Origin of the sequence: Sphingopyxis sp. Geo25 (assembly GCF_949769135.1) — a bacterium.
GTDB lineage: Bacteria > Pseudomonadota > Alphaproteobacteria > Sphingomonadales > Sphingomonadaceae > Sphingopyxis.
On sequence record NZ_CATKOZ010000001.1, the window covers coordinates 1,321,695 to 1,345,890 of the forward strand.

Here is a 24,196-nt window from a genome sequence, read left to right on the forward strand (position 1 = left end):
CTATCTTCCAGCCATTACAAGCAAGGGAGAGGCGCATGACGGGCACGGTACTGGTCACTGGAGGTAGCGGCTATATCGCGGGCTTCCTGATCCGGCAGCTGATCGAAAACGGCTGGACGGTGAACACCACCGTGCGCAGCCTGAAGCGCGAGGACGAGGTTCGCGGCTGGCTGCAGGTCGATAACAGCAAGCTTCGCTTCTTCGCCGCCGATCTCGAGAACGACGCCGGCTGGGCCGAGGCGATGGCGGGATGCAGCCATGTCGCGCATGTCGCTTCGCCTTTTCCGCTGGACGTTCCCAAACATGCCGACGATCTGGTTGTCCCGGCGCGCGAAGGCGCGCTGCGTGCGCTGCGCTTTGCCAAGGGTGCGGGTGTCCGGCGGTTCGTCCTGACGTCGTCGATGGCCGCGATCGCCTATGGCCATGGCCAGGACCGCGAACTCTATGACGAGTCCGACTGGACCAATCTCGATAACCCCGGTGTCATGCCTTATCCGCGCTCGAAGACCGTCGCCGAACGCGCGGCGCGCGACTGGGTGGCGGCCGAGGGCGGCGACCTCGAGTTCGCCTCGGTCAATCCGGCGGCGGTATTCGGGCCGCTGCTGTCCGACGACCTGTCGACCTCGATCGAACTGGTGAAGCAACTGCTCGAAGGCAAGGTGCCGATGTGCCCCGATATCGGGTTCGGCATCATCGATGTGCGCGATGTCGCCGACCTCCATTATCGCGCGCTGACCGCGCCGGACATTCGCAACGAACGCTATGTCTGTTCGGGGCCGTTTCTGAAGATGATCGACGTCGCGAACATACTGACCGCCAACCTTGGCGATAAGGCGAGAAAGGTGCCAACGCGGAAAATGCCCGACTGGCTGCTGAAGCTGTTCGCGCTCGTCCGCCCCGAACTCAAGCAGCTTGTGGCCGAGCTCGGCAATGTGCGCGGCGGCGACAGCAGTCACGCGATGCAGACGCTCGGCTGGACGATGCATACGCCCGAGGAGGCTGTGCTCGCCACAGCGCACAGTCTCCTCGAACGCGGCATTGTGAAAGTCTGACGCCGCCTACGCGATCGTCGGAACGATCCCGCCCTCGGCGCGGATTGCGGCGCCGTTGGTCACCGCGGCGAGCGGGCTGGCGAGATAGGTCACCATCGATCCGATCTCGTCGGCTTCGATCAGGCGGCGGATCAGCGACAGCGGACGCAGTTCCTCAAAGAAGGCCTTTTCACGCTCGGCTTCGGGCGCGTCGGGGTTCGAGACGACCGAGCGGATGAAGTCGACGATGCCTTCCGAGCGCGTCGGCCCCGGCAGCACCGTGTTGACGGTAACACCCGTACCCCGCGTCTGTTCGGCAAGCCCGCGCGCGATCGTCAGCTGCGCGGTCTTGGTCATGCCATAGTGGATCATCTCGGCGGGCGGCAGCAGGCCGCTCTCGCTGGCGATGAAGATTACGCGGCCCCAATTTTTCTCCAGCATCTTCGGAAAATAATGCCGCGACAGCCGCGCGCCGCTGACCACATTCACCTCGAAAATATGGTGCCAGTCGGCGTCGCTGATCTCGGTAAAGGGTTTTGCTTCGTAGATGCCGAGATTGTTGACGAGAATATCGGTCGCGGGAACCGCGGCGATCAGCGCATCGGCGCCTTCGGCCGTGGCAGGGTCGGCGAGGACGGCGCGGATTTTGCCCGACTGCGATAGTTCGGCAGCGGCTTCGTCGAGCTTCGCCTGGTTGCGTCCGGTGATGACGACTTCTACGCCCTCTTCGGCGAGGCGCTTGGCGATCGCATAGCCGATGCCCGCGGTCGATCCGGTGACGATGGCGGTCTTGCCCTTGAGTTTCAGGTCCATGAGTGAATTCCTTTCACGCGTTGGTGCTGGTTCGATGCGCCGAAGATAGCGTTTTGTGCCATTGTTGATTAGAATGCGCCTCATCATTTCAGTGGTGATTCAAAATCAGGAATGGCGATGGACAACCGGTTCGGCGATATCGAGACCTTCCTTGCGGTGGCGAGCGGTGGCAGCTTTGCCGCGGGCGCCAAGGCGCTGCGACTTACGCCTTCGGCGGTTAGCCGCAGTATCGCCCGGCTCGAAGAGCGGCTCGGCACGATCCTGTTCCGCCGCACGACGCGATCGCTCGCGCTCACCGCCGAGGGAAGCGTGTATCGCGACCGGATGAGCGTGCTGCTCGCCGAGATCGAGACGGTCGAAAACGGCCTCGGCCGCGACAAGCAGGGGCCGCGGGGGCTGCTCCGCGTCAACGCCTCGCCGTCGATCGGCGTGCCGTTGCTGCCGATCCTGCCGCGCTTCATGGCGCGCTATCCCGAGATCATTCTCGACTTGGCATTGTCCGACGCGATCGTCGATCTGGTCGAGGAGCGCGCCGACATCGCGATCCGGATCGGCCCGCTGCGCGACACGAGCCTGCGCGCCAAGAAACTCGGGCACAGCCGCATGGCGCTGGTCGCGAGCCCCGCTTATCTCGCGCGGCGCGGTACGCCGCATGCACCCGACGATCTCGATGCGCACGACTGCCTGCGCTTCAGCTTTCGCCGGTCGATCGACAGTTGGCCTTTCCGTATCGGCGGGCGGGTCGTTCACCGCCCGGTGCATGGCAGCTTCTTCGGCAATTCGGGGGATATGGTGCGGCAGATGGCGGTCGCGGGCGGCGGTATTTCGCGCCACGGCCATTTTCATGTCGCGGGCGATCTTGCGGCAGGGCGGCTGGTCGAAGTGCTCGGCGATTACCACCCCGGCGACGGCGAGGATATTCACGCACTCTACGCGCCCGAAGATCGTGCCGCCGCGCGCATTCGCGCCTTCCTTGATTTCCTCGACGAGGAGTTGGTGATCGCGCCTTAGCCGATCCGGTACGGCACGACATCGCGCCGGTCGGGATCGACCAGGATCGGGCGGTCGCTCGGCGGAAAGGCTCGCTGATCGCAATCGTCGCGCGGGCAGATGCGGCATGAGAGGCCGATGCGCGTCGCGGCCTGCGGTGCGGTAACGTCGACCCCGTCGGCGTACACGAAATCCGCGGCATATTGCGCCTCGCACCCCAGCGCGACGGCGTAGCGGCGTGGGCTGCGCGCATAGCTTCCCGACGGTTTCACCAACCCCTTCGCCATCGACACATAGCGCAGGCCATCGGGTGTCTCGGCGAGCTGGAACAGGATGCGGTCGGGGATCGCTGCCGCCTCGTGGACGATCCAGAGCGGGCAGGCGCCGCCGAAGCGCGCGAACTGCAGCCGCGTCGCGCTGTGCCGCTTGGTGATATTGCCTGCCATGTCGACGCGGCAGAAGAACATCGGAATCCCGCGCGCGCCGGGACGCTGAAGCGTCGAAAGGCGATGGCACGCCTGTTCGAAGCTGACGCCATATTCGAGGCGCAGCCGGTCTATGTCGTGGCGCACGGCGCGCGCGCTGGCGCGGAACGGGGCGTAAGGCATCAGCACCGCACCCGCGGCGTAATTGGCAAGCCCGACGTGAAGCAACTGCCGCGCCGCCGCAGTGCGGAGCGGCGATGCTTCGACGACCGTAGTAATCTCGTCCGCGAGTGCGAGTGCAGCGAGTTGGTGCGCAAGCTGGAAGCGCCGGCTTTCGGCGGGCTGGGATGGATCGATCACGAGATGCCGCATCGTGGCGTCGAAATCGCGTAGGCTGATAGTCTGCTGATAGACGATCGAGATGCCGAGCGCATCGCGCAGCCGCCGCTCGATCGTCTCGACCGCGGGCGACGGCTCCTTGCCGCGAAGCTGGGCCGCCAGCGTCTCGGCGGCGCGGTCGATGCTGTCGACATAATTGCCGGCGTCGTGAAACCAGTCGCGCACCTCTTCCCATGGCAGGCGGCTCCCCTCGGCGGTGCCGCCGGTCAGCGCCTCGTCGATGATCTGCAGCCGCTGTCCCGCGCGGCGATAGGCGGCGTGGAGTGCGACGAAATGGTCGGCGAACTGCGGTTGCTGGAGCGCCGCGCGCTCGAGCTGTTCGGGAGGCAGTGGCGATGCAGCGAAGAGCGGATCGGCGGCGGCTTCGCGCAATGCGCCAGCGCGGCGATCGCCCGCATCCGCGGCGACTTCTTCCCATTCGAGCGGAAACAGCTTTTGCAGCCGGTCGAGCAACGCTGGCGTCAGCGGACGGTCGTCATGCTCGATCTGGCTGAGATACGAGGTCGAGATTCCCAGCGTTTCTGCGAACTCGGCCTGACGGATGCCGCGCTCGCTGCGTAGCTGGCGCAGCCGGTTTCCGGCGAAGATGCGTTGGCGGGCCATGCGCTTCGATACTTTGCAAACTTGTACTTTGCAACTTTGCAAATTCACATTTGCATGAACCGGGCATTCGGCGCAGACGGCACATTCCCATTCTTACGGAGAAGCCGAGTGTCCGCCAATATCGCCGAAATGGAACGCCGCCGCGCCGCCGCCGCCCTTGGGGGCGGCCAGAAGCGCATCGATGCGCAGCATGCCAAGGGCAAGCTGACGGCGCGCGAGCGGCTCGACGTGCTGCTCGACGAAGGCTCGTTCGAGGAACTCGACACCTATGTCGAGCATGATTGCGTCGATTTCGGGATGCAGGATCAAAAGGTTCCGGGCGACGGCGTCGTCACCGGATCGGGGACGATCAACGGCCGCCTCGTCTATGTCTTCAGTCAGGATTTCACCGTCTTCGGCGGCTCGCTGTCGAAACGCCATGCCGAGAAGATCTGCAAGGTCATGGACAAGGCGATGCTCGTCGGGGCGCCGGTGATCGGCCTCAACGACAGCGGCGGTGCGCGTATTCAGGAGGGCGTCGCCTCGCTCGGCGGCTATGCCGAGGTGTTCCAGAAAAATGTGCTGGCGTCGGGCGTGGTGCCGCAGATCAGCCTGATCATGGGCCCGTGCGCAGGCGGCGCAGTGTACAGCCCGGCGATGACCGACTTCATCTTCATGGTGAAGGACAGCTCATACATGTTCGTCACCGGCCCCGATGTCGTCAAGACGGTGACCAACGAGGTGGTGACGCAGGAAGAACTCGGCGGCGCGATCACGCACACGACGAAAAGCTCGGTCGCCGACATCGCGTTCGAGAACGACATCGAGGCGCTGCTCGCGACGCGTGATTTCGTCGATTACCTGCCCGAGAATAACCGCAGCGGCGTGCCGGTGCGGCCGACCAGCGACCCGTTCGACCGCGCCGAAATGAGCCTCGACACGCTGATCCCCCCGAACGCGAACCAGCCGTACGACATGCACGAGCTGATCCGGAAGACGGTCGACGAGGGCGATTTCTTCGAGGTGCAGCCGGCGCATGCCGCGAACATCATCTGCGGCTTCGGACGCATCGAGGGGCGCACCATCGGCATCGTCGCGAACCAGCCGCTGGTGCTCGCGGGGGTGCTCGACATCAATTCGTCGAAGAAGGCGGCGCGCTTCGTCCGTTTCTGCGACGCGTTCGAGATTCCGATCATCACCTTCGTCGACGTCCCGGGCTTCCTGCCCGGCACCGCGCAGGAATATAACGGCATCATCAAGCATGGCGCGAAGCTGCTGTTCGCCTATGCCGAGGCGACGGTGCCGAGAAGATCACGGTGATCACGCGCAAGGCCTATGGCGGCGCCTATGACGTGATGGCGTCGAAGCATCTGCGCGGCGATCTGAACTATGCCTGGCCGACCGCCGAGATCGCTGTGATGGGCGCGAAGGGCGCCGTGGAAATCATCTTCCGCAGCGACATCGGCGATCCCGAAAAGATCGCCGAGCGCACTAAAGAATATGAGGACCGTTTCGCCAACCCCTTCGTGGCGGCGCAGCGGGGGTATATCGACGAGGTGATCTATCCGCATTCGACGCGGCGGCGGATCGCGCTGGGGCTGCGGAAGCTGCGGAACAAGCAGTTGGAGAATCCGTGGAAGAAGCACGATAATATTCCGCTATGACACGCGCGACGAGGCAGAGGCGATTGAACGCCGAAGAGCGGTGGCCGCACCTCTATCAGTTTCTCGGGGCTTACCTTCATCAGGATTGGCCAGAGGATAGCGGAACGCCGGAGGCTGCCGTCGATTTAGCTATCGCCGAGCATAGTTTGGAACAGCGTCAAGCCGTGGCACGACAGTGGTGGAATTGGAATGCCGTTGAGGGCTCGAATGCTGATCCAAGGCCGGCGATCAATGATGGCCTTGGGGTCGAAGTTTGGTTCGACACGCCTCTAGAAGCACGACAGTTCATGAACTTGGTTTACGACAGGCTTGTCGTTTCGATCCGGAAAGAAGTGAAAGACTGGAAGCCATGAAACTAGGCCGCCTCAACCATATCGGCGTTGCGACGCCGTCGATTGCCGACAGCATCGTCTTTTACCGCGATGTGATGGGCGCGACGAAGATCCATGAACCGTTCGACCTGCCCGAGCAGGGGGTTAAGGTGTGCTTCGTCGATACGCCGGGGGCGGACGGGGCGCTCAACGGGACGCAGATCGAGCTGATCGAGCCGCTGCCGGGCAATGTCTCGATCGCGGGGTTTCTGGAGAAGAACCCGGCGGGGGGGCAGCATCATATGTGCTACGAAGTCCCCGATATTCACGCAGCCAAGGCTGAGTTCGAAGCGATGGGCAAGCGGGTGCTCGGCGAACCGCGGATCGGGGCGCACGGGACTTTGATTTTCTTCCTGCACCCCAAGGATATGGGCGGGGTGCTGACCGAGATTATGGAGACGCCGAAGGGCGATCACTGACCTGTGTTCCCCGGCGCAAGCCGGGGCCCACGACTTCTGGACCCCGGCTTGCGCCGGGGAGCACGAAACGAGATTGCATATGACCGACAAACCCACCCTCGACCAATGGGCCGAAGCCGCTGCCAAGGAAGTGAAGGGCAAGGACCTCACCTGGCACACGCCCGAGGGGATCGACGTCAAGCCGCTCTACACGGCCGAGGATGTCATGACCGACCCCGGCCTGCCCGGTTTCGCGCCCTTCACGCGCGGGGTGCGCGCGTCGATGTATGCGGGGCGGCCGTGGACGATCCGCCAATATGCGGGTTTCTCGACCGCCGAGGAATCGAACGCCTTCTATCGCCGCAACCTTGCCGCGGGGCAGAAGGGGCTGTCGGTCGCGTTCGATCTCGCGACGCACCGCGGCTATGACAGCGACCATCCGCGCGTTGTCGGCGACGTCGGCAAGGCGGGGGTCGCGATCGACAGCGTCGAGGATATGAAGATATTGTTCGACGGCATCCCGCTTGACCAGATGTCGGTGTCGATGACGATGAACGGCGCGGTGATCCCGATCCTGGCGTTCTTCATCGTTGCGGGCGAGGAGCAGGGGGTCGAGCGCAAATTGCTCGACGGCACGATCCAGAACGACATCCTCAAGGAGTTCATGGTCCGCAACACCTATATCTATCCGCCCGAACCGAGCATGCGGATCATCTCGGACATTTTCGGCTACACCAGCCGCGAGATGCCCAAGTTCAACAGCATCTCGATCTCCGGCTATCATATGCAGGAAGCCGGCGCGACGCAGGTGCAGGAGCTGGCCTTCACGATTGCCGACGGGGCGGAATATGTGCGCTATGGCGTCGCATCGGGCCTCGACATCGACAAGTTCGCCGGGCGCCTCAGCTTCTTCTTCGCGATCGGCATGAACTTCTTCATGGAGATCGCCAAGCTGCGCGCCGCGCGCGTGCTGTGGCACCGCGTGATGACCAACCTCGGCGCGAAGGACGAGCGGTCGAAGATGCTGCGCACGCATTGCCAGACGTCGGGCGTCTCGCTGACCGAGCAGGACCCGTACAATAACGTCATGCGCACGACGATCGAGGCGATGGCGGCGATGCTCGGCGGCACCCAGTCGCTGCACACCAACGCGCTCGACGAAGCGATCGCGCTGCCCACCGATTTCTCCGCCCGCATCGCGCGCAACACCCAGATCGTCATCCAGGAAGAGACGGGGATGACCAAGGTCGTCGATCCGCTTGGCGGATCTTACTATGTCGAGGCGCTGACGCAGGAGCTGGTCGACAAGGCGTGGGAGATTATCGAGCGCGTCGAAAAGGAAGGCGGCATGGCGAAGGCGGTCGCCGCCGGCTGGCCCAAGGCGATGATCGAGACCGCCGCCGCGGCGCGGCAGGCGCGTGTCGATCGCGGCGACGATGTGATCGTCGGGGTGAACAAATATCGCCTTGCAAACGAAGACCTGCTCGAAACGCTCGAAGTCGACAATAGCAAGGTCCGCGAGGCGCAAATCGCGCGGATCAACAGGACCAAGGCGGGCCGCGACGAGGCGGCGTGCCAGGCGGCGCTGAAGGCTCTCCGCGATGCGGCGGCGGGCGAGCAGTCGATCGAGAACAACCTGCTCGCGCACGCGGTCGAAGCCGCCCGCGCGCGCGCCACGCTCGGCGAGATCAGTGCCGCTATGGAAGAGAGCTTCCAGCGTTATGCGACCCAGCCGACCCCGGTGAAGGGCGTCTATGCCGCGCCCTACGAAGGCGATGCGCGCTGGCAGCAGGTGCTCGACGGGGTTGCCGCGGTCGAACGCCGGATGGGGCGCAAGCCAAAGCTTCTCGTCGCGAAGATGGGGCAGGATGGCCACGACCGCGGCGCGAACGTCATCGCGTCGGCGTTCGGCGACATGGGCTTCGACGTCGTGTCGGGACCGCTGTTCCAGACTCCCGAGGAGACGGTGGTGCTGGCGCTCGACAGCGGCGTCGACGTCGTCGGCGCGTCGAGCCTTGCCGCGGGACACAAGACGCTAATCCCCGAGCTGATCAACAAGCTCCGCGAAGCGGGGCGCAGCGACATCAAGGTGATCGCGGGCGGCGTCATTCCGCCGCAGGATTACGACTATCTCCGCGACGCCGGCGTGCAGGGCATCTATGGCCCCGGCTCGAATGTCGTCGAATGCGCCGCCGATGTGCTGCGTTTGCTTGGCCATAATATGCCGCCGATTGGAGAAGCTGCGTGACTGAAGAACTGACCAAATCCCCCTCCCGCTCGCGGGAGGGGCTAGGGGAGGGCATGTCTGCATCGCCGTCCCCAGAACAGGCCCTCCCCCGACCCCTCCCGCAAGCGGGAGGGGAGAGCAGGACCGACTGGACCCGCGAAGAAATCGCTGCCCTCTTCGACCTGCCGTTCGACGAGTTGATGTGGGAGGCGCAGGGCGTCCACCGCCGCCATCACGCGCGCGGCGAGGTGCAGCTTTGCACCTTGCTCAGCATCAAGACCGGCGGCTGCGTCGAGGATTGCGGCTATTGCTCGCAGTCGAAGAGCGCCGACAGTGGCCTCAAGGCGACCAAGCTGATGGATGTGCGCGCGGTGCTGCAGGCCGCGGCGCAGGCGAAGGATGCGGGCTCGAAGCGTTTCTGCATGGGCGCCGCGTGGCGGAACCCCAAGGACCGCGACATGGCGGCCATCGTCGAGATGGTCGAGGGTGTACGCCAGATGGGCATGGAAACCTGTATGACGCTAGGGATGCTCAGCAAGGAACAGGCGCAGACGCTCGCGGTCGCGGGGCTCGACTATTACAACCACAATATCGACACGAGCCCGGAGAATTACGCGAATATCATTTCGACGCGGACCTTCCAAGATCGTCTCGACACGCTCGAGGAAGTTCGCAACGCCGGGATTAACGTCTGCTCGGGCGGCATCGTCGGGCTCGGCGAGACGCGAACCGACCGCGTCGGTTTCATCCACGCGCTCGCGACGCTCGAACGCCATCCCGAAAGCGTGCCGGTCAATGCGCTGGTGCCGGTAAAGGGCACCGTGCTCGGCGACATGCTGGCCGACACGCCGCTCGCAAAGATCGACGATATCGAGTTCGTCCGGACGATCGCGGTCGCGCGGATCACCATGCCCAAATCGATGGTCCGCCTGTCGGCGGGCCGCGAGAGCATGTCGGAGGCGACGCAGGCGCTCTGCTTCATGGCGGGCGCGAACAGCATCTTCACCGGCGACAAGCTGCTGACGACCGCGAACGCGGGCGACAATGCCGACGCGGCGCTGTTTGCGAAGCTCGGGCTGCGGCCGATGGAGAGCGAAGAGCCGATGCGGATGGAGGCGGCTGAGTAAAATCCCCCTCCCGCTTGCGGGAGGGGTTAGGGGAGGGCTTGTTCCCTCCGAACAAGTTTTCGATCTTCGCTTGCGGACAGGCCCTCCCCCGGCCCCTCCCGCAAGCGGGAGGGGAGTGAAGAGTGTTCAAGAAAATCCTGATCGCCAACCGCGGCGAAATCGCCTGCCGCGTCATCAAGACCGCGCGCCGCATGGGCATTGCGACCGTCGCCGTCTATTCGGACGCCGACGCGCGCGCGCCCTTCGTCCAGATGGCCGACGAGGCGGTACATATCGGGCCGTCGCCCGCGTCCGAATCCTATCTGATCGCCGACAAGATCATCGCGGCGTGCAAGCAAACTGGCGCCGAGGCGGTGCATCCGGGCTATGGCTTCCTGTCCGAACGCACCAGCTTCGCCGAAGCGCTGGCGAAGGAAAATATCGCCTTTATCGGCCCGCCGGTGAACGCGATCGCGGCGATGGGCGACAAGATCGAGTCGAAGAAGCTCGCGAAGGAAGCGGGGGTCAATGTCGTCCCGGGTTTCGTCGGCGAAATCCGCGACACCGAGCATGCCGTCGAGATTTCGAACGAGATCGGCTATCCGGTGATGATGAAGGCGTCCGCCGGTGGCGGCGGCAAGGGCATGCGCCTCGCCTATGACGAAAAGGACGTTCGAGAGGGCTTCGAAGCGACCAAGCGCGAGGGGCTCAACAGCTTCGGCGACGACCGCGTCTTCATCGAGAAATTCATCCTCAACCCGCGCCACATCGAAATCCAGATCCTCGGCGACCAGCACGGCAATGTCCTCTACCTCAACGAGCGCGAATGCAGCATCCAGCGCCGCCACCAGAAGGTGGTCGAGGAAGCGCCGTCGCCCTTCGTCACCGAAAAGATGCGCAAGGCGATGGGCGAGCAGTGCGTCGCGCTGTCGAAGGCCGTCGGCTATTACAGTGCGGGCACGGTCGAACTGATCGTGTCGGGCGCCGACCCGACGGGCGAAAGCTTCTACTTCCTCGAAATGAACACGCGCCTGCAGGTCGAACATCCGGTGACCGAAGCGATCACCGGCATCGACCTGGTCGAGCAGATGATCCGTGTCGCTGCGGGCGAAAAGCTCGAGATGACGCAGGACGATATCAAGATCGACGGCTGGGCGATCGAGAACCGCGTCTATGCCGAAGACCCGTACCGCGGCTTCCTGCCCTCGACCGGGCGGCTCGTGCGCTACCGCACCCCCGTCCCGGCGTGGGAAGGCGACGAACGCGGCGTCGACGGGGTGCGCGTCGATGCCGGGGTCGAGGAGGGCGGCGAGGTGTCGATCTTCTACGACCCGATGATCGCGAAGCTGGTGACGTGGGGCAAGACGCGCGACGAGGCCGCCGATTTGCAGATCGCGGCGCTCGACCGCTTCGAGATCGAAGGGCTCGGCCATAATATCGATTTCGTCTCGGCGATCATGCAGCATCCGCGCTTCCGCTCGGGCGAGCTGACGACCGGATTCATCGCCGAGGAATATCCCGAAGGCTTCCACGGCGCGCCTACTGACGCGAAGATTACGCGCGCACTCGCGGCGATCGCGGGCTTCATGGCGAGCGCCGAGGCCGACCGTGCGCGCCGCACCGACGGCCAGCTCGGCGACCGGCTTGAGCCGCCCGCAAAATGGCAGGTATCGATCGACGGCGAAGCGCACAAGGTCAAGATCGGCGAGAAGCATATCAAGGTCGATGGCGACAAGGTCGACATTGCGCTCGAATATACGCCGGGCGACCGGCTCGTCGTTGCCGAGATCGACGATAGCGAACTTGCGGTGAGGGTCGCGAAGACACGCGCAGGCTGGAAGATTACGACGCGCGGACATATTCACGACGTACGCGTACTGCCTTGGAATATCGCGCCGCTGGCTGGCCATATGATCGAGAAGATCCCGCCCGATCTGTCGAAATTCCTCATCTGCCCGATGCCGGGTCTGCTCGTCGCGCTTCACGTTGGCGAAGGCGACAAGGTCGAGGCCGGCCAGCCGCTTGCGACGGTCGAGGCAATGAAGATGGAGAATATCCTCCGCGCCGAAAAAACGGGCACGGTGAAGAGCGTCAATGCCGCGCAGGGCGACAGCTTGGCAGTCGATGCGGTGATCCTGGAGATGGAATAGGCGTCATCGCTAGTCCATTTTTCGTCATTCCCGCGAAGGGTGCCGGGAGTCACTTGCCTCCCGACACCCTTCGCGGGAATGACGAGAGTTGGATGATATGCACCTGAATCACGACACCGACGCCCCTGCGGCCGCGCCGATCGACTTCGACACCTTCCTGAAGGTCGACATCCGCGTCGGCACGATCATTGAAGCCGAGCCCTTTCCCGAGGCGCGCAAACCAGCGTTCAAGCTGAAGATCGACTTCGGCCCCGCGATCGGCATCAAGAAGAGCAGTGCGCAGATCGTCGACCGCTATGCCATCGAGGAGTTGCCGGGGCGGCAGGTCGCTGCGGTCGTCAACTTCCCGCCGCGCCAGATCGGCAAGTTCATGTCGGAGGTGCTGACATTGGGTTTCGCCGACGAGGCGGGGTCGGTCATCCTCTTCGCCCCTGACCGGCCCGTTCCGAACGGCTCGCGGCTTTTCTGACCGCCTGTCACCAAATCCGTCCCGGCGGCGAACGTCTCCTGCCGCCGCTCCGAACCGGCGCGAAAAACAGGAGAGATATGATGAAATTTGTCATGACCCGGGGATTGACCGCGCTGATAGGCGTGTTCTTGCTGGCGCCCGCTGCCGCGGCGAGCGAGGATTATGCCGCACCCTATCGCGACCTCGCGCAGGCCAACCGGATGCTTGATGTCGCGCTGGCGACCTCGACCTACACCTCCGACGGTGCGCTAATCCTCGATATCCCGGGTCGGCCGCTCGAAACATTTCGCGGAAGCGAGGCCATCCGCGCCGCCTATGTCCGCGTGTTCGGACAAGTCGATCCTGGTACGCCGATCGACATCGAATTCCGCTTTGCCGACGCGGCGCCGCGCCCGGGCCGGCACGACGGCGCCTATCGGCTGCATGCGACGGTCGGCGGGCGTGACATCGTCAATTACGGCCGCTTCACCGTGACGTTGGTCCGCGAGGACGGAGCATGGCGCATCGCCGAGGACGTCGGTACGGTGACCACCGCCGAAGATTTCAACGCGCTGCCCCCGGCGCGGCTCTAGCCGCTTGGTGCTTCGCCCGTCAGTCGCTTGCCGAGGAACAGCTTGAACAGGACGAACGCGATGAGGCCGACGACGGCCGTCGCGACGTGGAAGAGCCAGAAGCTCGTCGTCGGCATCGACGAATACCAGCCGCCAACCTCGCCGACGATCTTGTTCGCGCCGAAGAAGGCGAGATAGTAGATGCCGACTACTGTGGCATTGAGCGCTTTCGGTGCGACCTTTGTGAACAGAGCAAGGCTGACGGGCAGGATGTGTGCGAAACCGATGCTGTTGAACAGGTGGAACATCAGCGGCCAGAACGGCCCTATCTTGCCGCCGCCTTGCGTCGCCGCAGCCATGAACAGGCAAAGGCCACCGGCAATGGTGAAGAAGCTGCCTATGATCATTTTACCGAGCTCGTCGGGCTCCTTGTAGCGCTTGCCGTACCAGACGTAGAAGGCCGCAACGGCGACCAGCATCGAGAAGCTGGCCGCGGCGTCGATCGTGATCATGTAGCTCGTGGGCAGCGTCGTGCCAAAGAAGGTCAGCTGGAAATGCTGGTCCGCCCAGACGAGATAGGCGTTGAAAATCTCCTGATTGGTGAGCAGCGCGATTGCCAAGGCGGGGACGAGGATCAGCAGCGCAGCCACGCGAGTCCAGTCTTCGCGCGTCATTGGTTCCTTCGGGGCAGCAGCCCTTTCGACGCGAAGGTCTCGGTTTTCGGCGGGGAGCCAAGGCTTTGCGTATATATACAGCATCAGCCCAGCGACCATCACCACGCCCGCGGTACCGAAGCCCCAGTGCCAGCCAACCTTCTCGCCCAGCGTCCCCGAAATCAGCGGCGCGACGATCACGCTGACATTGATCGCGATATAGAAGATCTGGAACGCCATCGCGCGGCGGAGGTCGTTCGGGCCGTAAAGCTCACCGACCTGGCTCGCGATATTGCCCTTGAACAGCCCCACGCCGACGATCAGCGCGAGCAGCGCGAGCAGGAACGCGCCTTCGAACGCCATCAGGAAATGGCCGACCGCCATGAAGATGCCGCCGAGGATCAGGGTCGTGCGCCGACCCAGCCAGCGGTCGGCAATGAAGCCGCCGGCGATCGGGGTCAGATAGACCAGCGAGGTGTAGTCGCCGAAAATCTTCGACGCGAGCGGCTGGCCGTCGATCCCGCCGTACCAGTCGCGCAGCGCGGACAGCCCGACCACGCCCGCCGCATTCTCTGGCAAGAGCAGATATTTGACCATGTAGAGCACGAGCAATGTCTGCATCGAATAATAGGAGAAGCGCTCGCATCCCTCGACGAACGCGAGATAACCGAGGCCCTTCGGATGCCCCAGAAAGGCGCGGTCGTTGCGGTCCGCCTCAAAATCGGGCGTCGCCTCTGCGATGGTCATTCGGTCACTCCCCGGTCATTCTCTTGTCCCGCGACGGTAAAGTTTCACCTGAAACTTGCCAGTGGCGTTCGACGAACGACCGGCTTACGCTACGCGCCGGGAATAAAAGGGGAGAGGGTCGATGACTTTACCGGTAACTGCGTTCGTTGCGGCCGTTTGCGCGCTGTTGCTGCTGGCGACCGCGATCGACACCGTGCGTCAGCGCTTGCGGCTCAGCGCCGCGTTCGGCGATCATGGCGATGCCAAGCTGATTAGCGCCAGCCGCGCGCACGGCAACCTTGCCGAATATGCGCCGATCACGATCATCCTGCTTGGCTTGCTGGAGACCGTGCGCGCCAATCATATGGGCTTGATGGTTATTGGCGCGATCTTCCTGATCGGCCGTGTTGCGCATGTGATCGGGCTCTACACGCCGTCGGAGCCAGGCAAGGCGCCGCTGGGGCGGCAGGTGGGCGTGGTGGCGACTTTCGGCACATTGCTCGCGCTTGCGAGCTGGACGCTGTGGGTCATCGTGACCCAGAATTTGTAACATCTTTCGTCATGCCGGACTTGATCCGGCATCCATCGCAGCGGCCCGTCATGGACCCCGGATCAAGTCCGGGGTGACGAAAAGAAGTGCGTCAATCGATCAGCGCCACCGCGCGGATCCAGCCCGCGCTGGCGCGTTCGATCTTCACCGGAAAGCAGCTCAGCGTCCAGCCCGTCGGGGGCAGGGCGGCGAGGCCCGTCAGCTTCTCGATCTGGTAATAGGGTTTGATCCGCCCGGCCTTGTGGCCTTCCCAGATGATCGAGGAGTCGCGCGTCTCGGCCCAGCGTCTTGCGGTATGGCTGAACGGGGCATCCCAGCTCCACGCGTCGGTTCCGACGACCTTGACGCCGCGTGTCGTCAGATACAGCGTCGCCTCGGCACCCATGCCGCAGCCTTGGTCGGTAAAATTGTCGGTGCCATAGATGGCGCCCGACTGGACCAGCACGATGTCGAACGGCTGAAGCTCGTGGCCGATCCGCCCGAGTTCGGCCTCGACATCGGCGCCGCTCACGACATGGCCCGCGGGGCGGTCCGAGAAATCGAGCTTCACGCCCGGACGGAAGAAGAGGTCGAGCGGTGCCTCGTCGATGCTCGGCGCGGCGCTCGCGCCCTCGTCGGTCGTCGAGTGGAAATGCCATGGTGCATCCATATGCGTGCCATTGTGCGTGCTGAGTGTCAGGCTCTCGACCGCCCAGCCTTCGCCGTCGGGCAGATCGTCCTTCGTCAGCCCGGGAAAGAACATCGCGATCTGTTCCCACGTATTGTCGTGGGTCATGTAGGTAATCCGCGGGCGCATCACCGGCGGGTCGGAGACGACATCGTTGGTGATCGGGATCGAGAGGTCGATGAACTGCATGGCGCGCAGTCTGCCACCGGAATGACGCTGCGCCAAGAAGGCTTGCGCGGCGTCGCCGGACAGCTACACCGGCCCAAACCCGTTCGTGTCGAGCGAAGTCGAGACACCCATCGGTCGTGTACGCCGTCAAGGCATCTCGACTTCGCTCGATGCGAACGGGAGGGGGACAGGCCCGAGAGGCCAAGGGAGAGTTTATGACCGACGCCGCCGCGGCCGCCGACCACGCCGCCGCCTACCAGCCGACCGCGAAGGATATCCGCATGGTCATCGCCGCTTCGTCGGCGGGGACGATCTTCGAATGGTATGATTTCTTTATCTACGGTACGCTCGCGGCGATCATCGGCAAGGCCTTTTTCCCTAGCGATAATGCCACGCTCGAAATCCTGCTCGTCTGGGCGGGCTTCGCGGTCGGCTTCGGCTTCCGCCCGCTCGGCGCGGTGCTGTTCGGCTTTCTCGGTGACCGGCTCGGACGCAAATATACCTTTCTCGTCACTGTCACGCTGATGGGTATCGCGACCGCGGGGGTCGGCATGATCCCGTCGGCGGCGACGATCGGCGTCGCCGCGCCGATCATCGTGTTGCTGCTCCGTATTCTGCAGGGTCTCGCGCTCGGCGGCGAATATGGCGGCGCGGCGGTCTATGTGGCGGAGCATTCGCCGCCTGAAAAACGCGGCTTCTATACCAGCTTCATTCAGGCGAGCGTCGTTGGCGGCTTTGTCCTCAGCCTGATCGTCGTTCTCGGCTGCAAGGCGATGATGCCGGATGCCGTGTGGGAAAGCTGGGGCTGGCGTGTTCCGTTCCTGCTGTCGCTCATCCTGCTCGCGATTTCGCTGTGGATGCGTCTCAAACTCTCCGAAAGCCCGGTGTTCCAGGCGATGAAGGCCGAGGGTGAGATTGCGAAGAATCCGATCAAGGAAAGCTTCACCTACCCCGGCAATCCGAAGCGCATCTTCGTTGCACTGTTCGGCATTGCCGCAGGTCTGACGGTGATCTGGTACACCGCGATGTTCTCCGGCCTGTCCTTCCTCAAAGGGCCGATGAAGGTTGAGGATACGGCCGCCGAAATCATCGTCGGAATTGCCGCAGCGCTGGGTATGGGATTCTTCCTCCTGGCGGGACGCCTGTCCGACCGCATCGGGCGCAAGAAGCCGATCGTCTGGGGCTATGCCGCGACGCTGGTGTTGCTCTTTCCGCTCTTCTGGCTGATGGGCAGCGTCGGCAATCCGGCGCTGACCGCGGCGGCGGAAAAGGCGCCGGTCGTCGTCACGGGATCCAAGTGCAGCTTCGATCCCTTTGCGCAGACGCAGGAAACTGCGTGCGGCAAGACACTCGGCGAGCTCACCAAGCTGGGTGTTCCCTACCAGGTCGTGTCGAACGAAACGGGGTTCGACAGCGTGAAGGTGATGATCGGCGAGCGCGAGGTCGCGAGCGAAGATCCGGTGCTGCTCAAACCCGCGCTCGAGGCGATGGGCTATGGCTTCGACAAGCAGATCCCGGCGCCGTTCGGCATGGCGGTCATCCTCGTCGCGCTACTCGGGCTCAGCGCGCTGTCGGGCTTCACCTATGGCCCTGTCGCCGCGCTGCTGTCCGAAATGTTCCCGCCGCATGTCCGCTATTCTTCGCTGTCGATCCCCTATCACCTCGGCACCGGCTATTTCGGCGGTTTCCTGCCGCTGATCGCGAGTTTCATCGTCGCCAAGACGGGCAATGCCTATGCCGGGCTGTGGTACACCTGGGTCGTGGTGCTGGTCGCGTTCCTCGTGTCGGCCTTCCTGCTGGAGGAGCCGGTCGAGGGGCAGTGGGACAAGCCGCCACCGTCCGCGTGCGATGCCGCCTGACCCATTGGCGCTGCCGATAAAGCCGTCTAGGGGCTTTGGCATGATCGATATTGCATCGCCGCTGCGTCTCCGCCTCGATTCCGCCGCGCTCGTCTCCAACTGGCGCTGGCTGGCGGCGCAAGGGGGCAAGGCGTGCGGCGCGGCGATCAAGGCGAACGGATATGGCCTTGGCGCGCGCGAGGTAATGCGCCATCTCGCCACGGCGGGATGCCGCGACTTCTTCGTCGCGAGCTGGAGCGAGGCGGCGGCGCTGATGCCGCTCGCCGGCGACGTGTCGCTGTCGGTCCTTCACGGCGTCGGCGCGAGCGATATGGTCGCTGCCCGCACCCTCCCGGCGCGTCCGGTGCTGTGCAGCGTCGAACAGGCGCTGCGCTGGCGCGAAGGTGGGGAGGGGCGGCCATGCGACGTGATGGTCGATACCGGCATGAACCGTCTCGGCCTGCGTCCCGAGGAGGCCGCGAGTGGCGCACTCGACAGCCTCGCAATCGAAACGTTGCTCAGCCATCTCGCGTCGGCCGATGAGGACAGCGATCAGAATGCGCGGCAGCTGACGGCCTTTCGTGCGGTCCGCGCGCGTGTTCCGGCGCGGCGTTACAGTCTTGCGAACAGCGCGGGCATCTGCCTTGGCCCCGACTATGGCTTCGACCTGACGCGGCCCGGGCTGGCGCTCTACGGCGGGATTCCCCGCGCGTCCGCCGACGGACATATCCGGCAGGTCGCCTATCCCGAGGCGCGCATCATCCAGCGACGCGTTGCGCGTGCGGGCGAGACGGTGGGGTATGGCGCGACCTGGACCGCGCAGCGCGACACGCCCGTGGTCATCGCCAATATGGGTTATGCCGACGGTTATCTGCGTTGCCATGCCGGGATCGGCGGTGCGACGCGGGAAGGGCAGGCGTTGCCCTTGATCGGGCGCGTCTCGATGGATCTGATCGCCTTCGACGCGAGCGGAGCCCCGGACGCCGCCGAAGGCGACTGGCTGACGATCGATTATGACCTGCCTTCGGTCGCGGCGCAAAGCGGGCTGTCGCAATATGAACTGCTGACCGGCCTCGGCGCGCGGTTCGAGCGCGTCTGGGAGTGACGCCCACTACCGGATCAGCGGCGAAGGGGTGCGCAGCCCCCAGGGATCGAAGCGCGCGCGCCGGATCCAGCGCGTGCAGATCCACTTCGTCCCCTTGGTGACGGCCTGCCCGATGTGGCGGCTGTCCAGATCGACCTGGCCGTCGGGGCGCGTGTTCGCGAACGTGAGCATGTCACCGGTGCGCCCCTTGATGTCGAGGCCCGCCGCCGGAAAACTCGTTTCGCCGCCCTGATAATCCTCGTTCAGATAGACGATCGCCGTGCGGACGCGCTGGTTGGCTTCGCCGGGCAGGCAATCATGATGCTCGCGATATTGCTGTCCGGGTTCGTAGCGGAGGACGATCAGCGGCTCGCCGGCCTCGACGTCGGTGCCTGTAGCGGCGGCGAGGCGCAGGTTGAGCGCATGGAGTACCAGATCCTGCTGGATCGGTCCCAGTACGGCGTTGAACGAGGTGCGGATCGGATTGGGGCTTTGCCGTCCGGTCCGCGAATCGACAACGACCGACGGTGCGAGAAACGGCGTCGCAAGGTCGATAACGTGCGCACATTCCGCGGGCGAGAATAGCTTGCTTCGCCGGGCTGCGACCGGTGACCGTGCGAGCACCTCCTCCGCGGGCAGGGATCGCGGCCGACCGTCGCCGCCAATATCCATCGCGCGCAACAGTTCGACCTGCCGCGCCGCCATTGCGTCTTCGGGCGCAGCGGCTTCGAGTAACTCGAAGGCTTCCTTCCACCTCGGCTCGCCGCCGGCGCCGAGTGCGACAAAAACGGCATAGGTGGTTGTCGCGGGCTTGTATCCCGCGCGACCGGCATGACCGAAAAACAACCGCGCCCGGGCAAAGTCGCGCTGCAAAGGCTGGCCATAGACATGCCACAGGCCGAGCTCGTTGAGGGCCTCGCCATCGCCGCGCCGTGCGGCGTCGGATACCAGCTCGATGGCTTCTGCGGTGTCGCCGGCTTCGAGCAGCCGCCGCGCGCGGATCGAGAGGGAGGCTGGAGTGACCATGTCGCCTCCTACCGAAGGATCGGGGACAAAAAAAGAGGGCCGGACAAGCGTCCGACCCTCCCCTTTTTCGACGTCAAGTTCGATCAGAACTTGGCCACGATACCAGCGTAGAAATACTGGCCGCGGTTGTCGTAAATGCCCGAGCCCGCGCCGACGCCGGTTAGACCGAACGGCGGCTTGCGGTTGAACACGTTGTCGATACCGGCGTAGAAGTTGAAGCCTTCCGAGACATCAACCGCAGCGCGGATGTCGACATAGGCCACCGACGGATATTTCTGAACCGGGGCATAATCGAGGTTCTGCGGCGGAAGGCCGTTGAGCTCGTTAAAGTCCTCGTAGGTGTTCAGGTACATCTTGTCGATCCAACGGAACTGGTAGCCGAAGGTGACATTCTTGTACTTGGCGCTCAGGTTGACGTTGACCTGGTTCTTCGGGTCGCCGAGCTCGCCGAGAATGCGGTTCTTGAACGTCGGGTCCGCCGGGTTCAGGAACTCGTCACGCTGCAGAACGCGCGTGTAGAGACCGCCGAAGGTGAACGTCCAGTCGCCGTCGGTGTAGCGATAGTCGATCTGCGCATCGATACCGCGTGCCTTCAGCTTCGCGTAGTTCTGGCTGATCTGGATCAGCGAGCCTTCGAGAATCTGGAACGGGATTTCACCACGCGGACCACCACCCGCACCGGCACGCTGGAAGAGCGAGCAGAACGGGTTGGTCGTGATATCCGGCAGGTCGTAACAAGCGTTCGCGATCTGCTGCGCCGAAGGCGCAGTGATCACGTCGTCGACCGTGATGGTGTAATAGTCGGCCGACAGCGACAGGCCGGGGATGAACCGCGGCTGCAGCAGCACACCAACGGTGTACGAATCCGACTTCTCCGCCTTCAGGTCGGTGTTACCACCGCTGAGGATTTCGAGCGACGAGCTGTAACGATAGTCATAGCCAGCCGGACGGCCCGCGGCCGTACAATTGGCGAGACGGTTGGCCGAGCCGGTGGCAAGGTTGACCGCCGAGCAGGGATCGCCAAAGCCCGGAGCGAAGTTCTGACCCTGCGCCGAGTAGAGGTCGGCAAGGTTCGGAGCACGAACCGCACGAGCGTAGGTGCCGCGGAACCCGATGTCTTCGATCGGCTTCCACATGATTTCACCACCATAGGTGTAGGTGGTGCCGGCGCCGCCCTTATAGTCCGAAATACGGCCATTGGCACGCAGCGTCAGTTCATGGGCGAGCGTTTCGTCACGCAGCAGCGGAAGCTGGATTTCGCCATAGACTTCCTTCACTTCGAACGCGGGCGAGTCAAAGCTCGGGATCGCGTTGTAGAAGGCGTAACCTTCCTGCGTGAGGTCGTCGAGGTCGTACTTCAGCGTTTCACGGCGATATTCCGCACCCAGCGAGAAGGCCACGGGGCCGCCCGGCAGGTTGAAGAATTCGCTCGTGTCGCCGGCGACATAGCCGCCGATGTTGAGCTGCGTGATCTTGCCGGTCGCCAGCGAGTCGACGAGCACATAGTCGCGCGCCGCCTGGGAAACCGAACCTTCGCCGAACGGATTGATCGGAACGCAGGCCGCGACGTCGGCAGCGAGGCGCGGATCGTCACCGGCGCTGAGCGGCGTGCCGTACACGTACGACAGCGGATCGTTGCCCGGGAGCTTCGAGCGGCAGACGATGTTGCCATTCGCATCGCGGGTGGTGTCGACGCCCAGCAGATAGCGCTGGATGTTCACATTGCCCTTGATGAGGTTCTTTTCCTTGTGCTCGCCGTAGTTCGCGAAGACTTCGTAGTTCCAGTCGTCGTTGAACTCGCCGCGCGCACCGATCACGGCGCGATAGGTTTCACGCGTGATTTCTTCGTCGCGGGTGCCGAAGTCGGTCCAGTTGCGACGCAGGCTGAAGCGGAAGGTGCCCGCGGTGATCGCAGCCTGCTGCGCAGCAAGCTGCGCCGCAGTCAGTGCTGCGCCCGTGTTCACGTTGACGGTCGAGCCGAGGAACGTGTTGGTCAGCAGCGTGCGTGCCTGAGTCGACAGATAGGGGTTGTCGAGACGGATGCGTTCGCGGCCGCCCGGATCACCCAGCGTCGCGCCCTGCGAGAAGAAGGGACCGCTCTGCGAACCCTGGGCTTCCGAGCGGACATACTTCGCCTCGAGGAACGGAACGAACGCCGGCGAGACTTCGAAATGCGCGATGAGGTTAGCCGAATAGCGCTGAAGCTGCGGCGAAAGCGCGATCAGGCGACCTTCGCGGCCCGTGTAGCCGTTGCCGCCGATGAACGGACCCGTCGGGCCCAAGCCGGCGCGGTCGCCGGTCTGCGCGATCAGGCTGCCGTCGGGCTGGAACAGGAAGGCGCAGGTGAAGGCCGTGCCGCCGCCGCGGCCGCAGGGAGCCGTCGTCGGGTTCGGATAGGCCGCAACCATGCCGCCGAGGCTGATCGTCGTCGAGCGGATATCGCGGAAGAAGTAGCGGTCGAACCCGCCGGCCGCGCCATTCGGCGAACCCGGAGCGTCGGCTTCGACGACGAGGAAGGCGTCGTTCGTGTCGAGATACGGACGGCCCGAGGCATAGAAGTCCTGGCTGTGCGCATATTCGAGGTTGATCGCGATGTTGCCGCGCCCTTCGGCGAAGTTCTGGCCTGCGGTGACCGAAAGGAACTGGTTGCCCGCATCCTTGTACTTCGAGATGCCGCCCTGGCCGCGGACCTGGACGCCTTCGAAGTCGTCCTTGAGAACGAAGTTGACGACACCTGCGATGGCGTCCGAACCGTAAACGGCCGATGCGCCGCCGGTCACGATGTCGATGCGCTCGACGAGGTCCGACGGAATGGTGTTGGTGTCGACCGACACGCCGTTCGACAGCACGTCCGAACCGACGTGGCGGCGGCCGTTGACGAGGACCAGCGTGCGCTGGGTGCCGAGACCGCGAAGGTCGAGCAGGTTAAGACCGCGCGTTCCGAGGAAGCGCGTCGAGTTCTGCTGGCTGAAGGTGCTGCGGAGCTGCGGGAGGTCGTTGAGAAGGTCGCCGACCGAAATGCCGCCGGTTTGGAAAATCTCTTCACCGGTCACGACCGCAATCGGGTTTGCCGATTCAAGGTTCGGCTGGCGGATGCGCGAGCCAGTGACAACGATCGCGCCCGATTCCTCGGAATCGCAAACGCCGTTGCTGTCGGCATCGACGCAATCGGTCGCGCCCTGCGCGAACGCCGGCATGGCGCTGAACAATGCAAGAGTCAGGGCAGAGCCCCTGACCAGCAAGCTAGTCTTTTTCATGATATGTTTCCCCGTTTACCGTTCTGAGAGACTGAAAAGAGAACGGCCTGTCGTCTAGAAAGACGGAAAATTACGGCGACACAAGTCCCGCGGGATGAATTTTCACAGATATGCAACGTGAGCGCCTGCGTTGTGTCATTTTGGCAACACCGGGTGAGGCGTCCGCAGGAAAAGGACATTTCGCAGTTGCGATATGATTTGACGATCATGGACGAGATAGCGTCAAAAAAGTTCCTCAAATTGGTATCTGTTGCAACTAAATTGCGAGAGGCGGTTTGGTCGACCCGCCCGAAGCGGCGCGCGGCGCCGCTGAAAAATGCTTGCAGGCTGTGTGTTGCCCGTGCCGAGGCGCGTTTCCGCTGACCGCTTCCCCGCCCACCGATTCGGTCCCGGGCACGCATGTTGCGGCGCATCATGATTTGATGCTATTGCCATGGCCGCACCGAAAAGCGGGAGTGCGGCCGGGGGAACCTGGCCATGGGGTACAGGAGCCTGGGTCAGCATGACAAAATCGAAGACGACCGGGGATGACGGCGTCGTTACCATCAAAAAATATGCGAACCGGCGCCTCTATGACACCGAACGCAGTTGCTACATCACGCTCGACGATCTTGGCGCCATGGTCCGCGACGGCCGCGACTTCCGCGTCGTCGATGCCAAGAGCGGCGAGGATATCACCCATAATGTCCTGACGCAGATCATCATGGATACCGAGACCAAGGGCGAGACTCTGCTGCCCGTCAATTTCCTCCGCCATTTGATCGGCCTCTATGGCGACAAGATGCAGTCGGCGGTGCCGCAGTATCTCGAAGCCTCGATGGCGTCGTTCCGCAAGAACCAGCAAGATGTCCGCGCCGCCTTCGAAGGCGCGCTCGGGGCGAATCCATTGGCGGAGTTGACCCGTCGGAATCTCGAGATGTTCCAGCAGGCGGCGGGCGCCTTCATGCCAGGCGCTGCGGGTAGCAAATCGAAAGATGCCGAAATCGCCGCGCTCAAGGCCGAAATCGCCGACCTCAAGGCCGAGCTTGCCGGCAAGAAATAACCGGAGCGC

Annotated in this window: 19 protein-coding genes and 1 pseudogene; 14 read left to right on the forward strand and 6 right to left on the reverse strand. The window is 63.8% G+C overall.

The genetic code is table 11. The features are described from left to right. The first annotated feature begins 35 nt into the window (after positions 1 to 35). Positions 36 to 1,052, forward strand: coding sequence for an SDR family oxidoreductase (locus QOL68_RS06500; RefSeq protein ID WP_282947969.1), 1,017 nt, complete (start codon positions 36 to 38; stop codon positions 1,050 to 1,052). A gap of 6 nt (positions 1,053 to 1,058) precedes the next feature. Here the strand turns inward: QOL68_RS06500 and QOL68_RS06505 are convergent, their stop codons facing one another. Beyond that, positions 1,059 to 1,844 carry an SDR family NAD(P)-dependent oxidoreductase gene (locus tag QOL68_RS06505; protein ID WP_282947971.1) on the reverse strand — a complete coding sequence of 262 codons (786 nt, stop codon included), beginning with the start codon at positions 1,842 to 1,844 and terminating at the stop codon, positions 1,059 to 1,061. 117 nt (positions 1,845 to 1,961) lie between these two features. Between QOL68_RS06505 and QOL68_RS06510 the strand changes: the two genes are divergently transcribed. Continuing rightward, complete coding sequence (locus tag QOL68_RS06510) at positions 1,962 to 2,855, forward strand: LysR family transcriptional regulator (protein WP_282947973.1); 894 nt, start codon at positions 1,962 to 1,964, stop codon at positions 2,853 to 2,855. Here the strand turns inward: QOL68_RS06510 and QOL68_RS06515 are convergent. Beyond that, positions 2,852 to 4,261, reverse strand: a complete 1,410-nt coding sequence (locus QOL68_RS06515; RefSeq protein WP_282947975.1) for a helix-turn-helix domain-containing protein — start codon at positions 4,259 to 4,261, stop codon at positions 2,852 to 2,854. The genes QOL68_RS06510 and QOL68_RS06515 overlap by 4 nt on opposite strands. A 108-nt stretch (positions 4,262 to 4,369) precedes the next feature. Here QOL68_RS06515 and QOL68_RS06520 point away from each other — a divergent pair. The 8 genes and pseudogenes from QOL68_RS06520 to QOL68_RS06555 all read left to right on the forward strand — a co-directional run bounded on the left by QOL68_RS06520 (position 4,370) and on the right by QOL68_RS06555 (position 13,197). Further along, a pseudogene (locus tag QOL68_RS06520) lies at positions 4,370 to 5,904 on the forward strand (acyl-CoA carboxylase subunit beta). A gap of 23 nt (positions 5,905 to 5,927) precedes the next feature. Beyond that, positions 5,928 to 6,257: a contact-dependent growth inhibition system immunity protein gene (locus tag QOL68_RS06525; protein WP_156417345.1), complete on the forward strand. Its 330-nt coding sequence runs from the start codon at positions 5,928 to 5,930 to the stop codon at positions 6,255 to 6,257. Further along, the gene (gene mce / locus QOL68_RS06530; RefSeq protein ID WP_282947981.1) at positions 6,254 to 6,694 is read left to right on the forward strand and encodes a methylmalonyl-CoA epimerase; all 441 of its coding nucleotides are present in this window, start codon (positions 6,254 to 6,256) and stop codon (positions 6,692 to 6,694) included. The genes QOL68_RS06525 and mce overlap by 4 nt, the downstream gene beginning before the upstream one ends. A 79-nt stretch (positions 6,695 to 6,773) precedes the next feature. After that, positions 6,774 to 8,921: a methylmalonyl-CoA mutase gene (scpA, locus tag QOL68_RS06535; RefSeq protein WP_282947983.1), complete on the forward strand. Its 2,148-nt coding sequence runs from the start codon at positions 6,774 to 6,776 to the stop codon at positions 8,919 to 8,921. Positions 8,922 to 8,974: 53 nt separating this feature from the next. Continuing rightward, on the forward strand, positions 8,975 to 10,027 hold the full coding sequence (bioB, locus tag QOL68_RS06540; RefSeq protein ID WP_282947985.1) for a biotin synthase BioB: 1,053 nt from the start codon (positions 8,975 to 8,977) through the stop codon (positions 10,025 to 10,027). Between the two features lie 122 nt (positions 10,028 to 10,149). Further along, complete coding sequence (locus QOL68_RS06545; RefSeq protein ID WP_282947987.1) at positions 10,150 to 12,156, forward strand: ATP-binding protein; 2,007 nt, start codon at positions 10,150 to 10,152, stop codon at positions 12,154 to 12,156. 97 nt (positions 12,157 to 12,253) lie between these two features. Then, positions 12,254 to 12,625 (forward strand): tRNA-binding protein, encoded by a 372-nt coding sequence (locus QOL68_RS06550; protein ID WP_282947989.1) that lies wholly within the window; start codon positions 12,254 to 12,256, stop codon positions 12,623 to 12,625. Positions 12,626 to 12,705: 80 nt separating this feature from the next. Next, entirely contained in the window at positions 12,706 to 13,197 is a 492-nt protein-coding gene (locus tag QOL68_RS06555) for a Cif family virulence factor (RefSeq protein WP_283404284.1), read from the forward strand. On the opposite strand, the gene QOL68_RS06560 is transcribed toward QOL68_RS06555, so the two are convergent. After that, positions 13,194 to 14,576: a peptide MFS transporter gene (locus QOL68_RS06560; RefSeq protein ID WP_282947993.1), complete on the reverse strand. Its 1,383-nt coding sequence runs from the start codon at positions 14,574 to 14,576 to the stop codon at positions 13,194 to 13,196. The genes QOL68_RS06555 and QOL68_RS06560 overlap by 4 nt on opposite strands. Positions 14,577 to 14,697: 121 nt before the next feature. Between QOL68_RS06560 and QOL68_RS06565 the strand changes: the two genes are divergently transcribed. Continuing rightward, entirely contained in the window at positions 14,698 to 15,105 is a 408-nt protein-coding gene (locus tag QOL68_RS06565) for an MAPEG family protein (protein ID WP_282947995.1), read from the forward strand. A gap of 91 nt (positions 15,106 to 15,196) precedes the next feature. Here the strand turns inward: QOL68_RS06565 and QOL68_RS06570 are convergent, their stop codons facing one another. Then, positions 15,197 to 15,961: a cyclase family protein gene (locus tag QOL68_RS06570; RefSeq protein ID WP_282947997.1), complete on the reverse strand. Its 765-nt coding sequence runs from the start codon at positions 15,959 to 15,961 to the stop codon at positions 15,197 to 15,199. Positions 15,962 to 16,155: 194 nt separating this feature from the next. Here QOL68_RS06570 and QOL68_RS06575 point away from each other — a divergent pair, with 194 nt between their 5' ends. Together QOL68_RS06575 and alr are read left to right on the forward strand one after the other, a co-directional pair. Next, positions 16,156 to 17,799, forward strand: coding sequence for an MFS transporter (locus QOL68_RS06575; RefSeq protein ID WP_282947999.1), 1,644 nt, complete (start codon positions 16,156 to 16,158; stop codon positions 17,797 to 17,799). 40 nt (positions 17,800 to 17,839) lie between these two features. Further along, positions 17,840 to 18,883: an alanine racemase gene (gene alr / locus QOL68_RS06580; RefSeq protein ID WP_282948001.1), complete on the forward strand. Its 1,044-nt coding sequence runs from the start codon at positions 17,840 to 17,842 to the stop codon at positions 18,881 to 18,883. Between the two features lie 6 nt (positions 18,884 to 18,889). Here alr and QOL68_RS06585 read toward each other — a convergent pair whose 3' ends face one another. Further along, positions 18,890 to 19,888 carry a 2OG-Fe(II) oxygenase gene (locus tag QOL68_RS06585; RefSeq protein WP_282948003.1) on the reverse strand — a complete coding sequence of 333 codons (999 nt, stop codon included), beginning with the start codon at positions 19,886 to 19,888 and terminating at the stop codon, positions 18,890 to 18,892. Positions 19,889 to 19,971: 83 nt separating this feature from the next. Then, a complete protein-coding gene (locus tag QOL68_RS06590; protein WP_282948005.1) occupies positions 19,972 to 23,145 on the reverse strand; it encodes a TonB-dependent receptor domain-containing protein in 3,174 nt (1,057 codons plus the stop codon). Between the two features lie 502 nt (positions 23,146 to 23,647). Here QOL68_RS06590 and phaR point away from each other — a divergent pair. Continuing rightward, positions 23,648 to 24,187, forward strand: a complete 540-nt coding sequence (gene phaR, locus QOL68_RS06595; RefSeq protein ID WP_282948007.1) for a polyhydroxyalkanoate synthesis repressor PhaR — start codon at positions 23,648 to 23,650, stop codon at positions 24,185 to 24,187. Positions 24,188 to 24,196 lie beyond the last annotated feature (9 nt).

Excerpts from the sequence above, each read along its gene's own strand:
- QOL68_RS06585 (WP_282948003.1), bottom strand. The coding sequence starts at position 19,888 with ATGGTCACTCCAGCCTCCCTCTCGATCCGCGCGCGGCGGCTGCTCGAA.
- QOL68_RS06500 (WP_282947969.1), top strand. The coding sequence starts at position 36 with ATGACGGGCACGGTACTGGTCACTGGAGGTAGCGGCTATATCGCGGGC.
- QOL68_RS06575 (WP_282947999.1), top strand. The coding sequence starts at position 16,156 with ATGACCGACGCCGCCGCGGCCGCCGACCACGCCGCCGCCTACCAGCCG.
- alr (WP_282948001.1), top strand. The coding sequence starts at position 17,840 with ATGATCGATATTGCATCGCCGCTGCGTCTCCGCCTCGATTCCGCCGCG.
- QOL68_RS06515 (WP_282947975.1), bottom strand. The coding sequence starts at position 4,261 with ATGGCCCGCCAACGCATCTTCGCCGGAAACCGGCTGCGCCAGCTACGC.
- QOL68_RS06560 (WP_282947993.1), bottom strand. The coding sequence starts at position 14,576 with ATGACCATCGCAGAGGCGACGCCCGATTTTGAGGCGGACCGCAACGAC.
- QOL68_RS06550 (WP_282947989.1), top strand. The coding sequence starts at position 12,254 with ATGCACCTGAATCACGACACCGACGCCCCTGCGGCCGCGCCGATCGAC.
- QOL68_RS06565 (WP_282947995.1), top strand. The coding sequence starts at position 14,698 with ATGACTTTACCGGTAACTGCGTTCGTTGCGGCCGTTTGCGCGCTGTTG.
- QOL68_RS06505 (WP_282947971.1), bottom strand. The coding sequence starts at position 1,844 with ATGGACCTGAAACTCAAGGGCAAGACCGCCATCGTCACCGGATCGACC.
- scpA (WP_282947983.1), top strand. The coding sequence starts at position 6,774 with ATGACCGACAAACCCACCCTCGACCAATGGGCCGAAGCCGCTGCCAAG.
- QOL68_RS06590 (WP_282948005.1), bottom strand. The coding sequence starts at position 23,145 with ATGAAAAAGACTAGCTTGCTGGTCAGGGGCTCTGCCCTGACTCTTGCA.
- bioB (WP_282947985.1), top strand. The coding sequence starts at position 8,975 with ATGTCTGCATCGCCGTCCCCAGAACAGGCCCTCCCCCGACCCCTCCCG.
- QOL68_RS06570 (WP_282947997.1), bottom strand. The coding sequence starts at position 15,961 with ATGCAGTTCATCGACCTCTCGATCCCGATCACCAACGATGTCGTCTCC.
- QOL68_RS06510 (WP_282947973.1), top strand. The coding sequence starts at position 1,962 with ATGGACAACCGGTTCGGCGATATCGAGACCTTCCTTGCGGTGGCGAGC.
- QOL68_RS06555 (WP_283404284.1), top strand. The coding sequence starts at position 12,706 with ATGAAATTTGTCATGACCCGGGGATTGACCGCGCTGATAGGCGTGTTC.
- phaR (WP_282948007.1), top strand. The coding sequence starts at position 23,648 with ATGACAAAATCGAAGACGACCGGGGATGACGGCGTCGTTACCATCAAA.
- mce (WP_282947981.1), top strand. The coding sequence starts at position 6,254 with ATGAAACTAGGCCGCCTCAACCATATCGGCGTTGCGACGCCGTCGATT.